Source organism: Clavibacter phaseoli (assembly GCF_021922925.1).
GTDB classification, from domain to species: Bacteria; Actinomycetota; Actinomycetes; order Actinomycetales; family Microbacteriaceae; genus Clavibacter; species Clavibacter phaseoli.
In genome coordinates, this window is the sequence record NZ_CP040786.1 from 1,516,396 (window position 1) to 1,530,262 (window position 13,867).

The window sequence follows — 13,867 nt, forward strand, 5'->3', positions numbered from 1 at the left end:
CCACCCGCGACACGAACCGGAGCGACCCGACATGAGCACGAGGCAGGCACCCGCCCCGCGTCCCGCTCGCGGTCGTCGCTCCACGGCCGCGCGTCCCGTCCACGGCCGCCGCTCGGCGCAGCCCGCCCAGCGCAGCCCGCTCCGCGCCGCCTGGCTCACCACCGGCCTCCTCACCGCGGTCGTCGTCGCCTCGCTCGCCGCCACCGGCGGCAGCTACGCCCTCTGGAACGGATCCGCGAGCGCGCAGCCCGCGGGCGTCACGAGCGGGACCAGCGGCCTCGTCGTCACGCAGCAGTCGGCCCTCGACTCCTCGCGCCTCCTCCCGGGGCAGGGCGCCATCGGCACCTTCACCGCGAAGAACACGGGGACGGTACCCTTGGACGTGGCCGTATCCGCCCGAGGCACCTCATCGAACAGCGCCTTCCTCGGCGAGCTCTCCGTGCGCATCGGGCCGGTCGCCTCCACGTCCGCCTGCGTCTCCGGCGCCACCACGTGGTCCGGACGCCCCGGTCAGCTCACCACCACGAGCGGCTTCGTCCGCATCCAGCCCGGCGCCTCCGCCGTCGTCTGCTCCGAGGTCGTCCTCGACCAGGACGCGCCGCAGAGCGTGCAGGGATCCACCGGCCAGCTCACCTTCGCCCTGACCGGCACGCAGGTGAAGCCGTGACGCGCGCCCGTCGCCGCCTGGGCCGCGGCCGCGTCGCGCTCCTCGTGGGCCTCACCGTCCTCCTCGTCGGCGCGGGCAGCACCGCGGGGTACGCCCTGTGGGGATCCAGCACCACCACCGGCACGTCCGTCCGCGCCGCGACCGTCGCCGTGACGAGCACGGGCTTCGACCAGCTCGCCGGCGCCGTCAGCTCCAGCAGCCCGAGCCGCACGGCGACGGTCGTCGTCACCAACACCGGCACCGCCTCGTCGCCCTGGACCGGCACCGTCTCCGCGACCGCCCCCGGCAACGCCGACCAGGCGCTCGCCCGCGGCACGAAGGTCGTCGCCTGGAGCACCACCGCGTCGAGCTGCTCGGCCACCTCCTCCGTCGGCTCCGGGTCCGTCTCCGGCACCTGGGCCGCGCCGCCCACCGTCTCCGGCACCCTCGCGGGCGGCGCGAAGTCGACCTGGTGCGTGCGCACCACCGCGTCGGGCTTCCCCACGAGCGGGTCCGCGACCGTCACGGGCACGCTCGGCGTCGTCCTCGGATCCGGCAGCTGGACCGGCCGCGCCTCCACCTCCGCCACGCAGACCGCCGCCGGCCCCGCCGTCACGGGCGGCTTCCGCTGCACGCCGACCGACGGCGACTGGTACGTCACGCTCGCGTGGGACGTCGAGAACGAGCCGTACTACGGCGTCTTCGTCAACGGCACGCGCATCGCCAAGTCGCAGGGCTACTACGGCCAGGCCACGGTGAGCGGATCCGAGGTCCCCGCCTCCCTCGCCCCCGACGGGACCGTGCGCGTCACGGTCGACCTCCTCGACTCCTCCGACAGGAGCGTGCGCCAGGTCGCCAGCGGCACGATCGTCGCCATCAGCCAGAACGGCGCGCGCGGCTTCCGCTGCTCCTGACCCCGGACCCCCGCCCATGCCCCGCCTCCTCCCCCGCCTCCGCGCGCGGCACGCCGACGCCCTCGGCCGTCCCGCGGACGACCTCGCGCCCGTCGAGCTCGAGGCCGGCACCACGCCCCGCGGCGGCGTCGCGCAGCTCGCCCGCTCGGCGGCCGTGGGCCTCAGCGTCGGGATCCTGCTGCTCGTCATCGCGCTGGCGGGCGTGCTGCTCGTGGTGCCGAAGGTCTCGGGATCCGTGCCGCTGACGATCCTCACGCAGTCGATGGAGCCGACCCTCCCGCCCGGCACGCTCATCGTCGTGCGGCCCGTCGACCCGGACGCGCTGGAGGTGGGCGACGTCGCGACCTACCAGATCCGCTCGGGCGACCCCGCGGTCATCACGCACCGGATCACCGCCATCGCGTCGGCCTCCGACGGCACGCGCTCCTTCACGTTCAAGGGCGACAACAACGCGTCGCCCGACTCGCTGCCCGTGACGCCCGGCCAGATCCAGGGCGAGGTCTGGTACTCGGTGCCGCTCGTCGGCTGGGCCAACCAGGCCGTGAACGGGCAGGCCCGCAGCTGGATCATCCCGGCAGCGGCGGTCGCGCTGCTCTGCTACGCGGCGGTCACGATCATCACGGGCGCCGTGCAGACCCGGCGCCGGCGCGCCGCATCGGCCGCGGCGGACGCCGTGGCGGAGGGCGATCACGTGCACTCCGACGCGATGTCCGAGGGCGTGGCGGAGGCCGCGCGCCAGGACCCCTCGCACCCGGGCGTCGACGCGGCCCCCGCCGCCGACAGCCCGCGCGCGCGGGGACGCCACCGCGGCTGATCGCCGACGCGGATCGCGGGCGAACCGCCCCCACCCACGACGACGGCCCGGTCGCTCCCCCGAGTGGGGAGCGGCCGGGCCGAAGGTCCTGCTGCGTCGCGGGTCAGCGCCCGGAGCGCCGCTTGCTGTAGACGTCGAAGGCGACCGCGAGGAGCAGCACCAGGCCCTTGATGACCTGCTGCCAGGCCGCGTCGACCGACAGGATCGACAGGCCCTGGTTGAGCACGCCCATCACGAGGCCGCCGATGACCGCGCCGACGACCGTGCCGACGCCGCCCTGCACCGCCGCGCCGCCGATGAACACCGCGGCGATGGCGTCGAGCTCGAAGCTCTGGCCGGCCGAGGCCACCGCGGATCCGGCGCGCGCCGTGCTGACGACGCCCGCGAGCCCGGCGAGCAGGCCCATGTTCACGAAGATGAAGAAGTTGACCCAGCGGGTCTTGACGCCCGACATCATCGCGGCGAACAGGTTGCCGCCCATCGCGTACACGTGCCGGCCGAACACCGTGCGCGTGAGGAGGAACGAGTAGAGCAGCACGAGCGTCGCCAGGATGATCAGGATGATCGGCGTCCCGCGGTTGTAGGCCAGCAGGTAGCAGAGGTACATGATCGCGAAGACGGCGATGGCGGTGCGGATCCAGAACGAGATCGCCCGCTCGCGCGGCAGCTCGAGCTTGCGGAGCGTGGCGCGGGTGCGGAGCTGCTGGACCACGAGCGCCAGCGACACGAGCGCGCCGATCCCGAGCGTGAGCAGGTCGGGCGCGCCCGTCGTCGGCAGGTTGCCCGAGCCGATGGAGTTGAACTCCGCGGGGAGGCCCGAGATCGTGCCGCCCGTGAGGAGCACGAGCGCGACGCCGCGGAACACGAGCATGCCCGCGAGCGTGACGATGAACGCCGGGATGCCGACGAACGCCACCCAGAAGCCCTGCCACGCGCCGATCAGCGCGCCGACCACGAGCGACAGCACGACCGCGGTCCCCCACGGCAGCCCCCACTCGTTCATGCTGAGCGCGGCGACGGCGCCGACCGTCGCGACGACCGAGCCCACCGACAGGTCGATGTGGCCCGCGATGATCACGATGACCATGCCCATCGCGAGGATCAGCACGTACGCGTTCTGCTGGATGAGGTTCGCGACGTTGCCCGGGTAGAGCAGCCGCCCCTCGGTGAGGATCTGGAACAGCAGGATGATGACGGCCAGGGCCGCGAGGATCCCGTACTGGCGGAGGTCGATGCGGCGGCGCTTGCGCGTCTTCACGCCGTCGGGCGCGGGCGCGTTGGGCGATGTGGCCTGCTCGGCGGTGACGGTCACTGGTCGACTCCTGACTTCCGGCTGGCGGTCATGTGCCGCATCAGCTCCTCCTGTGTCGCGTCGGCCCGGGAGACCTCCGCGGTGAGCCGCCCCTCGGCGATCGTGTAGATCCGGTCCGAGAGGCCGATGAGCTCGGGCAGCTCGGAGGAGATGACGATGACCGCCTTCCCCTCGGCCGCGAGCTGGTTGATGATGCTGTAGATCTCGTACTTCGCCCCCACGTCGATGCCGCGGGTCGGCTCGTCGAGGATGAGCACGTCGGGACCCGAGTAGATCCACTTGCTGAGGACGACCTTCTGCTGGTTGCCGCCGGACAGCTTGCCGACCACCCCCGCGACGTCGGGCGTCTTGATGTTCATCTTCTTGCGGTAGTCGTCGGCGACCGCGTACTCGCGGTGGCGGTCGATCACGCCGAGCTTGACGAGCTTGGAGAGCGCGGCGGCCGAGACGTTCACCGTGATGCTGCCGATGAGGTTGAGCCCGTAGCGCTTCCGGTCCTCGGTCGCGTAGGCGATGCCGTTCTTGATGGCCTCGCTCACGGTGCGGGTGCGGATCTCCTTGCCGTCCTTGAAGATCCGGCCGGTGATGCCGGTGCCGTAAGAGCGCCCGAAGATGCTCATCGCGAGCTCCGTGCGACCCGCGCCCATGAGGCCGGCGAACCCGACGACCTCGCCCGCGCGGACGGTGAACGAGGCGTCGTCGACGACGACGCGGTCGACGTCCACCGGGTGGTGCACGGTCCAGCCCTCGACGCGGAGCTTCTCCTCGCCGATGTGCGGATCCCGCGGCGGGAACTGCGCGTCGAGCGGGCGGCCGACCATCGCGCGGATGATGCGCGTCTCGATCTCGTCCGAGTCGGTGACGGGGAACGTCTCGATGGTCTTGCCGTCGCGGATGACGGTGACGTCGTCCGCGATGGCCCGGATCTCGTTGAGCTTGTGGCTGATGATGATGCTCGTGATGCCGTCGTCGCGCAGCAGGCGGATGAGGCCCAGCAGGTGCGCCGAGTCGTCGTCGTTGAGCGCGGCGGTCGGCTCGTCGAGGATCAGGAGCTTCACCTCCTTGGAGAGCGCCTTCGCGATCTCCACGAGCTGCTGCTTGCCCACGCCGAGCTCGAGCACGCGCGTCGCCGGGTTCTCGTCGAGCCCGACGCGCTTCAGCAGCTTGACGGCCTCGAGGTTCGTCTTGTTCCAGTCGATGACGCCGCCGCGCGACATCTCGTTGCCGAGGAAGATGTTCTCCGCGATGGAGAGGTAGGGGCTGAGCGCGAGCTCCTGGTGGATGATGACCACCCCGTCGCGCTCGCTGTCGTTGATGGATCCGTAGCGGACCTCGCGGCCGTCGATCGTGATGGTGCCCTCGTACGAGCCGTGCGGGTACACGCCGCTGAGCACCTTCATCAGCGTCGACTTGCCCGCGCCGTTCTCGCCGCAGATGGCGTGCACCTCGCCGCGGCGGACGGTGACGTCCACGCCGTCGAGGGCGCGCACGCCCGTGAACTCCTTGACGATGCCGGTCATCTGCAGGATGACGTCGTCCATTGCTGCTCCTGGTTCCCGTTCGGGTCGGTGGCGCGTGCCGGATCGGCGCGCGCCGGGTGGAGACGGATGCGCGGCCGACGGGCGCCCGGCGTGGTGCCGGGCGCCCGTCGGCCGCGAGTGGGGCTACAGGCCGACGTCGGACGCCTTGAGGAAGCCGGAGTCGACGAGCACGGACTGCACGTCGTCCTTCACGACCACCTGCGGGTCGAGGAGGAACGACGGGACGACCTTGTTGCCGTTGTCGTACGACTTGGTGTCGTTGACGGTGACCTCGTCGCCCGCGACGATCTCGCCGATCATCTTCTGGACCTGGTCGCCGAGCGCCCGGGTGTCCTTCCAGACGGTCATGGACTGCTTGTCCGCGAGGATCGCCTGGACGTTCGCCTTGTCGGCGTCCTGGCCGGTGATGACGGGCCAGTCGGCGCCGGGCGCGTAGCCGGCGCTGGAGAGCGACGCTTCGATGCCGAGCGCGAGGCTGTCGTTGGGCGAGAGCACGACCTGGACCTTCTGGCCGCCCGTGTAGAACGACTGCAGGCGGTTGTCCATCTCGGCCTGCGCGTCGTCGGATCCCCAGCCAAGGATGCCGATGGACTGCCAGTCGGCGCTCGTGGCGGGCGACTTGCCCGAGGGCACGGTGAGCTTGCCGCTCTCGACGTAGGGCTGGAGGACGTCCCACGCTCCGCCGAAGAAGAAGCCGGCGTTGTTGTCGTCGGGGCTGCCGGCGAAGGGCTCGAGCGTGAAGGGCCCGGCCGCGTTGTCGAGGTCGAGCGTGTCCTTGATGAACTCGCCCTGGAGCGTGCCGACCTTGTAGTTGTCGAACGTCGCGTAGTAGTCGACGGCGTCCGTGCCGTTGATGAGGCGGTCGTAGGCGATGACCGTGACGCCCTGGCTCTTCGCGTCCTCGAGGGCCGGGCCGAGCGTCTTGCCGTCGACGGCCGCGACCACGAGGATCTTGGCGCCGCCCGCGACCTGGTTCTGGATCTGGCTGATCTGGGCGTCGGTCTTGTTGTCGGCGTACTGGAGGTCGACGGTGCAGTCGTCGCCCTCGAGCTTGGTCTTCAGGCCCTCGCCGTCGTTGATCCAGCGCTCGAGGCTGCGCGTAGGCATCGAGATGCCGACGTTGCACTCGGTGCCGCCGGCGGCGTCGCCGCCGTCGCCGGAGCCGGTGTTCGTGGCGCCCTGGGGCGCGCAGGCGGTCATGCCGACGGCGACGCCGGCGAGGAGGAGGAGGGAGCTGATCTTTCGTGCGTGTCGTCCGGATGCCATGTCGGCGGGTCCTCTCGGGTGGCCCGTCCGGGTCGTGCGGTGCACCCGGCGGTCGCGTCCTCGCGAAGGCCTGGTGCGCCGACGCGTCCTCGGGTCGGGTGCTGGTGCGGTGAGTGCTGGTGGTGGTTCGGGTTCGGTGCGGCGCGACCCCCGGCGGAGCGGCCGGGTCGCGGCGTCCGTGCGTTTGTCGTCGGTCAGAACTTATCCATTTCCGCAGCCGCCGATACGGCATCCGACAGACGTTATCCAAGCGTTACCGGGGTGTCCCTCGGTCGGGGGCGGAGCGGGCGCGCGACGGCCGCGCCGGGGCGTGATCGCGGATCGGACAGGCGCTCGCGCCCGGTCGGGACGTGGCGTAGACCGGGGTGATGAGCACCGATCGCCGCCCCTCCCGCATCCCCCGCCTGCTCGCCCCGCTCGCCCTCGCCGCCGCCCTCGCGCTGGCCGGCTGCACGGACGCGGGCGGCGGATCCGCGACCGCGCCCCCGGCCGACCAGCCCGCCAGCGTCGCCCCCACGGGCACCCCGACCGCGACGCCCGCGGCCTCCCCCACCGCCGCCGCGTCCGACGGGGCGACCGGCGACCCGGCCGCCTCCGGGGACGCCGCGCGCTGCGCGGTCGACGCGCTCACCGGATCCATCGCCCCGGCGTCCGGGCCCGGCGGCGACCCGGGCGAGGGCACGGGGATGAGCCAGCAGCGCGTGACCGTCGTGCTCACCAACTGGTCCGCGTCGCCGTGCACGCTGCAGGGCTGGCCGGGCGTCTCCTTCGTCGGGGACGGGGACGGCACCCAGCTCGGCCTCCCCGCCACGCTCGACCGCGGCACGGACCACCCCACCGTCACCCTGGAGCCGGGCGCGTCGGCCCAGGCGCCGCTGCACTACACCGACGGGCAGGTCTACCCCGACGCGGAATGCGGGCTGACCCCGGCCGACGGCCTGCGCGTGTACCCGCCCGGATCCACCGCGTCGCTCTTCGTCGCCTGGCCGGAGCCCGCCTGCTCGACGAGCGACCACGCGCTGCTCGAGGTGGGCGGGTTCGTGGCGTCCTGACCCGTGGCGCCGGGTGGCGGGCGGCTCAGCCGCGCGCGGGTCCGGTCACGGGCGGCAGCAGACCGAGCTCCATCGCGAGCGTGACCGCGCGGGTCCGGTCGCCGACGCCGAGCTTCTCGAACACGTGCAGCAGGTGCGTCTTCACGGTCGCGGGCGTCACATGCAGCTCGAGGGCGATGCGGGCGTTGGTGCGGCCGGCGGCCACGAGCGCGAGCACCTCGGTCTCGCGCGGGCTGAGCGTCGGCGTCGGCGTCGCGGGCTCGGCGGCGGGACGCGCCACCTGGCGGACCAGCGCGGCGGCGATCGCGGGGGCGAGGGCGACGTCGCCGCGGGCCACCGCGCGGACGCCCGCGAGGATCTCCTCCTCCGGCGCCGCCTTCAGCAGGTAGCCGCTCGCGCCGGCCTCGATGGCGGTGAGGATGCTCGCGTCGGTCTCGTAGGTGGTCAGCACGAGGACGCGCACGTCCGGCGCCTCCTCGCGGATGCGGGCGGTCGCGCCGACCCCGTCGAGACCGGGCATGCGGAGGTCCATGAGGACGACGTCAGGGCGCTCCGCGCGGGCGAGGGCGACCGCCGCCTCGCCGTCGGCCGCCTGGCCGACGACGTCGATGTCGTCGGCGGACGCGAGGAGCGCGGCGAGGCCGGCGCGGACGACGGGGTGGTCGTCGACGACGGCGACGCGGACGGGCGGGGGCGTCATGCGCGGGCCCGGGCGGGGGTCGCGGTGGCCGGTGACGGCTCGACGTCGCGCGGATCGGCGGGCGCCGCGTGCGCCGGGATCCGCGCCGTGAGCCGCGTGCCGCCGGTGCCGCTCGCGACGTCGAGGCGCCCGCCGGCCGAGGCGAGCCGGCGGCGCATGCCGTCGAGCCCGTACCCGCCGGACGCGCGCGCGGGGTCGAACCCGCGGCCGTCGTCGCGGACCGCGAGCACCACGTCCGCGCCGTCGCGCCCGAGGACCACCTCCACGGCGGACGCGCCCGCGTGGCGCCGCACGTTCGCGAGGCCCTCCTGCGCGCAGCGGAGGAGGACGACCTCGGCGTCGCGGTCGACGGATCCGACGCCCGCGTCCGCCCGCACCGCGACCGGGGTGCCGGTCTCGCGGGACAGGCGCGCGCCGAGCCGGGCCAGGGCCTGGCCCAGGCCGTCCGTCAGCTCGACGGGCGCGGTGGCGGCGACGATCGCGCGGGTCTGCGTGAGCGCGTCGCGCGCTCCCTCCTCCAGCTCGGCCAGGGTCGCGTCCGTCGCCGACGCCTGGCCGCCGCGGAGCTCCCGCCGACCGCGCTGGGCGAGCAGCACGAGGCCGGTGAGGTCCTGCGCGACCGTGTCGTGGATGTCGGCCGACAGGCGCTCCCGCTCGCGGGCCGCCCCCGCCTCGCGGCCGAGCGCCTCGACCTGCGCCTGCGCCGCGCGCAGCCCCTCCAGGAGCTGCAGGCGCTCGCGGCTGAGGTCGGCGATGCGCGTGATCCACAGCCCGAGCGCGACGCTCCCGCCGAGGCTGAGCCCCTGCGACACCGCCATGGTCGGGAGCGCGCCCGGCAGGTCCCCGAAGCCGACCACGAAGCCCACGGCGATGGATCCGGTGAGCACGAGGGTCCCGATGACGGCGTCGCGCACCCGGTCGAGGAGCAGCCAGACGAGCGGGCACAGCACGCACTGCACGATCGCGAACGACGACAGGCTCGCGACGCCCCAGGTCGCGGCCGGGATGACGAGCGCGAGGAAGACGACGGCCGACGGCTCCGGCGGGAGCCGGGCCTCCGTGGCCGCCGCCGCCGCGGAGGCCTCGAGCGCCCGACGGCCGATCACGAGGTAGAGGGCGGTCATCGTCGCGATCGCGCCCCACGCGCCCCATCCGGCGTCGCTGCCCGTGCCGAGGGTGAGCAGGACCAGCAGCGCCATCGTCACCGCGTAGGCGATGTGGACGGTGCGGACCGGGATCATCCCCTGAGCCTGCCATCCCCTCCGACCGTCGCGCACCGCTCAGGAGTCCCGGCGGATCCAGCGGAAGGTGGCGACCGCGGCGATCGTGCCGCCCACCAGCCAGATGGCGAGGACGACCGCCACGCCCGGGAGGTCCCACGTGCCGCCGCGCTCGGACGCCGCGAGCGCGTCCGGCAGGAAGACGGCGCGCATGCCCTGCGCCATCCACTTCAGCGGCAGGAAGGAGGCGACGTCCTGCAGCCAGCTCGGCAGCATCGTGAAGGTGAGGTACACGCCGCTGATGAACTGCAGCACGAGCACGATCGGCGTGATGACGGCCGTGGCCGAGGCGCCGGAGCGCGGGATGCGGCTGAGCGCGATGCCGAGCACGGCCGACGACGTGATCCCGAGCGCGTAGACCCACGCGAACGTGGCCCACCGGCCGGGGTCGGTGGGCAGCTCCACCCCGAACGCGAACCGGGCGACGAGCAGCAGCACTACCATCTGCAGGAGCGAGGTCACGATGACCTGCCCGCCCTTGCCGAGGAAGTACGAGAGCACGGGCAGCGGGGATCCGGCGAGTCGCTTGAGCGTGCCGTCGCTGCGCTCCATCGCGATGTCGACCGCGAGGTTCTGCACGCCCGAGAGGAGGATGCCCGCCGCGATCATGCCCGGCAGGTAGTAGGCCGCCGCGCTCACGCCGCCGGAGCCGTCGGGCGCCGTGCCGAGGTTCCCGGACGAGCCGAAGGCCACCGAGAAGATCGACAGCATGATGACCGGGAACAGGAACGTGAAGATGATCGTGTCGGTCTGGCGGAAGTAGCGGCGCACCTCGTAGCGGACGCGGTGGATCCCGAGCGGGAGGACGCCGGGCAGGGCCGGGGCGCGGTCCGCGGCGGGACGCGCGGGGCGGACGGCGGTCATGCCGCCACCTCCTCGGCGGAGGCCGCGGCGGCGGGGGTCGCGGCAGGGGCGTCGGCCCCGGACGGGTCCGGGGCGCCCGCCTCCGCGAGCAGCCCGAGGTACACGTCCTCGAGGCTCGGCCGGACGATGCGCAGGTCGCGCGGCTCGCCGCCGGGCGTCGCCGCCGAGAGACGCGACACGAACGCGCCGGGCGTCCGGGTGCGCTCGTCGTGGGATCCGTCGTCGTCGCGCCAGAGCACCCGCGGGATCCGCGCCTCCTCTCCCCCGATCTCGTCGAGCCGGCCGATCGCCACCAGGCGCCCGCCCGCGATCACCGCGGCCCGGTCGCCGAGCTGCGCCGCCTCGTCGAGGTAGTGCGTCGTGAGGAGGATGGTCGTGCCCTCCGCCTTGAGCTCGCGGATGAGGTCCCAGAACCGGTGCCGGGCCTCGGGGTCGAAGCCCGTGGTCGGCTCGTCGAGGAACAGCAGCTCGGGGCGTCCGATGATCCCGAGGGCCACGTCCACCCGCCGCCGCTGGCCGCCCGAGAGCGCGCGCAGCAGCGTGCCGGCCTTCTCGGTGAGGCCCACCGCCTCGATGGTCGCGTCGACGTCGCGCGGCCGCGGGTACATCGCGGCGAAGTGCGCGACCTGCTCGCGGACCGTCATCGCGCCGCTCTCGGAGCTCGACTGGAGCACCATGCCGATGCGGGCGCGCCAGGCGCGGCCGCCGGTCGCGGGGTCCACGCCGAGCACGGTCGCGGATCCGCCCGAGCGGAGCCGGTACCCCTCGAGGATCTCGATGGTCGTCGACTTGCCGGCGCCGTTCGGGCCGAGGAGCGCGAACGTCTCGCCGCGGTGTATGTCGAAGGTGACGCCCCGGAGGGCGGTGGTCGTGCCGTAGGTCTTCTCGAGGTCGCGCACGCTGACGTGCTCCTCGACGGCTGCTGTGGTCATGGATCCAGCGTGGCGGTCGGCGGGCGAGAGCGGAACGGCCGAGCGGTCGATCCACGGCATCGGCCGATCGGTGGATGCGGGCGCGCGGCCGCGGTGGCGGGCCGATCACCTGGCGGGCAGGCTGGATCCGTGACCCCGCTCCCCGCATCCCCCGCGCCCGTCCCCTCCGCCGGCCCGACGTCCGCGGCGGAGCGCAGCCTCGCGCCCGACCTCCTCCGCGGGATCGCGCTGCTCGGCATCGCGCTCGCCAACTCCGTCTACTTCATCGCCGGCCGCCCGACGGGTCCGCTCGGCCGCCCGTCGGACGGCACCGCGCTCGACCACGTCGCCGACGCGCTCGTGGGCACGCTCGTCGACAACCGCGCGTTCCCGCTGTTCACGATGCTGTTCGCGTACGGGTTCGCGGTGATCCTGCGCCGCCAGGCGGCCGCGGGCGTCGACGGACCGCGCGCGCAGCGGCTGCTCCTCCGCCGCAGCCTGTGGTTGATGGTCTTCGGGGCGCTGCACGTGGTGCTGCTGTTCGAGGGCGACATCCTGCTGTCGTACGGGATCCTCGGGCTCGCCCTCGCGGCCACGTACCGCGCGAGCGACCGCGCGTTCCGCGTGCTCGTGTGGGCGCCCGCGATCGTGTTCCTCGTGGTGGCGGGGGCGGACGGCCTCACGGGCGACGACGGATCCGGATCCCTCCTCGGCGGCGACGGCACCTTCCTCGGCGACCTCGCGAGCCGGGCGGTCGCGCTCACGGCGCTCGTCGTCGCGACGCCCGTGACGGTCGGGGCGCTCGTGCCGCTGGCCGCGATCGGGATCCTGCTCGGCCGCCGCCGGGTGCTCGAGGACCCGGCCGCGCACGTGCCGCTGCTGCGCCGGCTGGCGCTCGTGGGGATGCCCGTCAGCGTGCTCGGCGCCCTCCCGCTCGTGCTCGCGACGGTCGGCGCGATCGACGCGGATCCCGTGGCGCTCTACCTGCTCGGCGTGCTGCACGGCGCGACCGGTGTCGGCGGTGCGCTCGGCCTGCTCGGCCTCGTGGGCTGGGCGGTCGCGGCGCGGGCCCGCCTCGGGGATCCCGCGCCCGGACCTGTGCTCCGCGCGCTCGTCGCCGTGGGCCGCCGCTCGATGACGTGCTACCTGCTCCAGTCGGCGCTGTTCGCGATCCTGCTGGAGCCGTGGTCGCTCGCCCTCGGCGTCGGCGCGGGCACGGCGCGCATCGCGCTGATCGCGATCGGCGTGTGGCTCGTCACGGTCGCGGTGGCCGTGGCGCTCGAGCGCGCCGGCCGGGCGGGTCCCGCCGAGTGGGCCATCCGCCGCCTGGCGTACGGGCGCCCGGCCGCGGGACCCGCGGCGCCCGCGCAGCCGGTCAGCGCGGGATGAGCTCCTCCGCGCGGTAGCGCTCGAACAGCCCGAGGAAGCTGTCGAGGGTGCGGTGGTGCGTGTGGAACCCGGCGAGCCGGCTCTTGCTGATGTCGGTGACGACCTCGATGTCCCGGCCGAGGTCGGCGTCGGTGTGCCACCAGGAGGCGATGCGGTTCAGATCGGACTCGGCGAGACCGGCCTCGCGCGCGATGCGCGCCCAGTCGTCCTCGTAGCCGGCCATCTGCTGCTCGAGCGGACGCGGCGCGTCCTGGAACCCGACGGGCTCGACGCCGAAGAAGACGGCGAGGCGCGGCCACATCCAGCGCCAGCGGAAGACGTCGCCGTTGACGACGTTGAACGCCTCGTCGCGGCCCGCCTCGGCGGTGGACGCCCACACCATCTGGTCGGCGAGGACGGTCGCGTCGGTGACGTCCGTGAGACCGTTCCACTGGGTCTCGCTGCCCGGGAAGACGAACGGCAGGCCGAGGTCGCGGCAGAGGGATCCGTAGACCGCGAGGGTCAGGCCCATGTTCATCTGGTTGCCGACCGCGTGCCCGATGACGGTGTGCGAGCGGTGCACCGACCACGTGAAGCCCTGGCGCGCGGCGGCGGCGAAGAGCTCGTCCTCCTGCGCGTAGTAGAAGTTGGGGGCGTCGAGGCGCTCCTCCTCCTCGTGGAAGGGGGTGTCGGGCATGTTGCCCTGGCCGTACGCCTCGAACGGGCCGAGGTAGTGCTTGAGGCCGGTGACGAGCGCGGCGTGCTCGACGGGCGCGCCGTCGAGGGCGGCGAGCAGGTCGCGCACCATGCCGCCGTTGACGTCGATGTTCTCCTGCTCGGTGGCCTGGCGCGACCACGCCGTGAAGAACACGTGCGTGGGCTTCTCGGGCGCGAGGACGCGGCGGAGGTCGTCGGCGGAGCGCAGGTCGGCGCTGATCCAGCGGACGCCCGGGCGGTCGGCCCCGGCGCGGCGGCTGAGGGCGAGCACGTCCCAGCCCTCGGCGGTGAGCTGGTCGACCAGCGCCGATCCGCTGATGCCGGTCGCGCCGACGACGAGGGCCGTGCGGCCGGTGCCGTCGGAGCGGGGGGATGCGGCGGGGGCGGACGTGCGGACGGGGGTCTCTCGGTTCTCGGTCATCCCCTGCCCCAACGACGAGGAGCCGCCGGGGCATTCCGGGCGGCTCCTCGCGGGCGTGTCG

General features: G+C 73.9%; 13 protein-coding genes. 5 read left to right on the forward strand and 8 right to left on the reverse strand.

Going from position 1 to position 13,867, the window contains the following annotated elements; translation table 11 throughout:
* The first annotated feature begins 31 nt into the window (after positions 1 to 31).
* Genes FGI33_RS07060 through FGI33_RS07070 form a run of 3 tightly spaced genes read left to right on the forward strand, consistent with a single transcriptional unit; the run spans position 32 to position 2,374 of the window.
* Positions 32 to 667 carry a hypothetical protein gene (locus FGI33_RS07060; protein WP_119435138.1) on the forward strand — a complete coding sequence of 212 codons (636 nt, stop codon included), beginning with the start codon at positions 32 to 34 and terminating at the stop codon, positions 665 to 667.
* A complete protein-coding gene (locus tag FGI33_RS07065; RefSeq protein WP_119435139.1) occupies positions 664 to 1,560 on the forward strand; it encodes a hypothetical protein in 897 nt (298 codons plus the stop codon). Before FGI33_RS07060 ends, FGI33_RS07065 begins: the two co-directional genes overlap by 4 nt.
* 16 nt (positions 1,561 to 1,576) lie before the next feature.
* Entirely contained in the window at positions 1,577 to 2,374 is a 798-nt protein-coding gene (locus FGI33_RS07070; protein ID WP_237582434.1) for a signal peptidase I, read from the forward strand.
* A gap of 103 nt (positions 2,375 to 2,477) precedes the next feature.
* Here the strand turns inward: FGI33_RS07070 and mmsB are convergent, their stop codons facing one another.
* The 3 genes from mmsB to FGI33_RS07085 form a co-directional block, all read right to left on the reverse strand.
* The gene (gene mmsB / locus FGI33_RS07075; protein ID WP_119434985.1) at positions 2,478 to 3,686 is read right to left on the reverse strand and encodes a multiple monosaccharide ABC transporter permease; all 1,209 of its coding nucleotides are present in this window, start codon (positions 3,684 to 3,686) and stop codon (positions 2,478 to 2,480) included.
* Positions 3,683 to 5,227 (reverse strand): multiple monosaccharide ABC transporter ATP-binding protein, encoded by a 1,545-nt coding sequence (gene mmsA, locus FGI33_RS07080; RefSeq protein WP_119434986.1) that lies wholly within the window; start codon positions 5,225 to 5,227, stop codon positions 3,683 to 3,685. Before mmsA ends, mmsB begins: the two co-directional genes overlap by 4 nt.
* A 123-nt stretch (positions 5,228 to 5,350) precedes the next feature.
* Positions 5,351 to 6,493: a substrate-binding domain-containing protein gene (locus FGI33_RS07085; protein WP_119401534.1), complete on the reverse strand. Its 1,143-nt coding sequence runs from the start codon at positions 6,491 to 6,493 to the stop codon at positions 5,351 to 5,353.
* Positions 6,494 to 6,861: 368 nt separating this feature from the next.
* On the opposite strand from FGI33_RS07085, the gene FGI33_RS07090 reads away from it, so the two are divergent.
* Positions 6,862 to 7,545 carry a DUF4232 domain-containing protein gene (locus FGI33_RS07090; RefSeq protein WP_237582435.1) on the forward strand — a complete coding sequence of 228 codons (684 nt, stop codon included), beginning with the start codon at positions 6,862 to 6,864 and terminating at the stop codon, positions 7,543 to 7,545.
* 25 nt (positions 7,546 to 7,570) lie between these two features.
* Here the strand turns inward: FGI33_RS07090 and FGI33_RS07095 are convergent, their stop codons facing one another.
* From FGI33_RS07095 to FGI33_RS07110, 4 genes are read right to left on the reverse strand one after another with little or no spacing between them, the layout of a single operon-like run.
* Entirely contained in the window at positions 7,571 to 8,245 is a 675-nt protein-coding gene (locus FGI33_RS07095) for a response regulator transcription factor (protein ID WP_237582436.1), read from the reverse strand.
* Positions 8,242 to 9,486 (reverse strand): sensor histidine kinase, encoded by a 1,245-nt coding sequence (locus FGI33_RS07100; RefSeq protein WP_237582437.1) that lies wholly within the window; start codon positions 9,484 to 9,486, stop codon positions 8,242 to 8,244. The genes FGI33_RS07095 and FGI33_RS07100 overlap by 4 nt, the downstream gene beginning before the upstream one ends.
* Before the next feature lie 39 nt (positions 9,487 to 9,525).
* Entirely contained in the window at positions 9,526 to 10,389 is an 864-nt protein-coding gene (locus FGI33_RS07105; protein ID WP_119435590.1) for an ABC transporter permease, read from the reverse strand.
* On the reverse strand, positions 10,386 to 11,321 hold the full coding sequence (locus FGI33_RS07110; RefSeq protein ID WP_237582438.1) for an ABC transporter ATP-binding protein: 936 nt from the start codon (positions 11,319 to 11,321) through the stop codon (positions 10,386 to 10,388). Before FGI33_RS07110 ends, FGI33_RS07105 begins: the two co-directional genes overlap by 4 nt.
* A 129-nt stretch (positions 11,322 to 11,450) precedes the next feature.
* Between FGI33_RS07110 and FGI33_RS07115 the strand changes: the two genes are divergently transcribed.
* Positions 11,451 to 12,689, forward strand: a complete 1,239-nt coding sequence (locus FGI33_RS07115; protein WP_237582439.1) for a DUF418 domain-containing protein — start codon at positions 11,451 to 11,453, stop codon at positions 12,687 to 12,689.
* Here the strand turns inward: FGI33_RS07115 and FGI33_RS07120 are convergent.
* Positions 12,676 to 13,806: an SDR family oxidoreductase gene (locus FGI33_RS07120; protein WP_119435671.1), complete on the reverse strand. Its 1,131-nt coding sequence runs from the start codon at positions 13,804 to 13,806 to the stop codon at positions 12,676 to 12,678. The two genes, FGI33_RS07115 and FGI33_RS07120, sit on opposite strands and share 14 nt — an antisense overlap.
* Between the last annotated feature and the right edge of the window lie 61 nt (positions 13,807 to 13,867).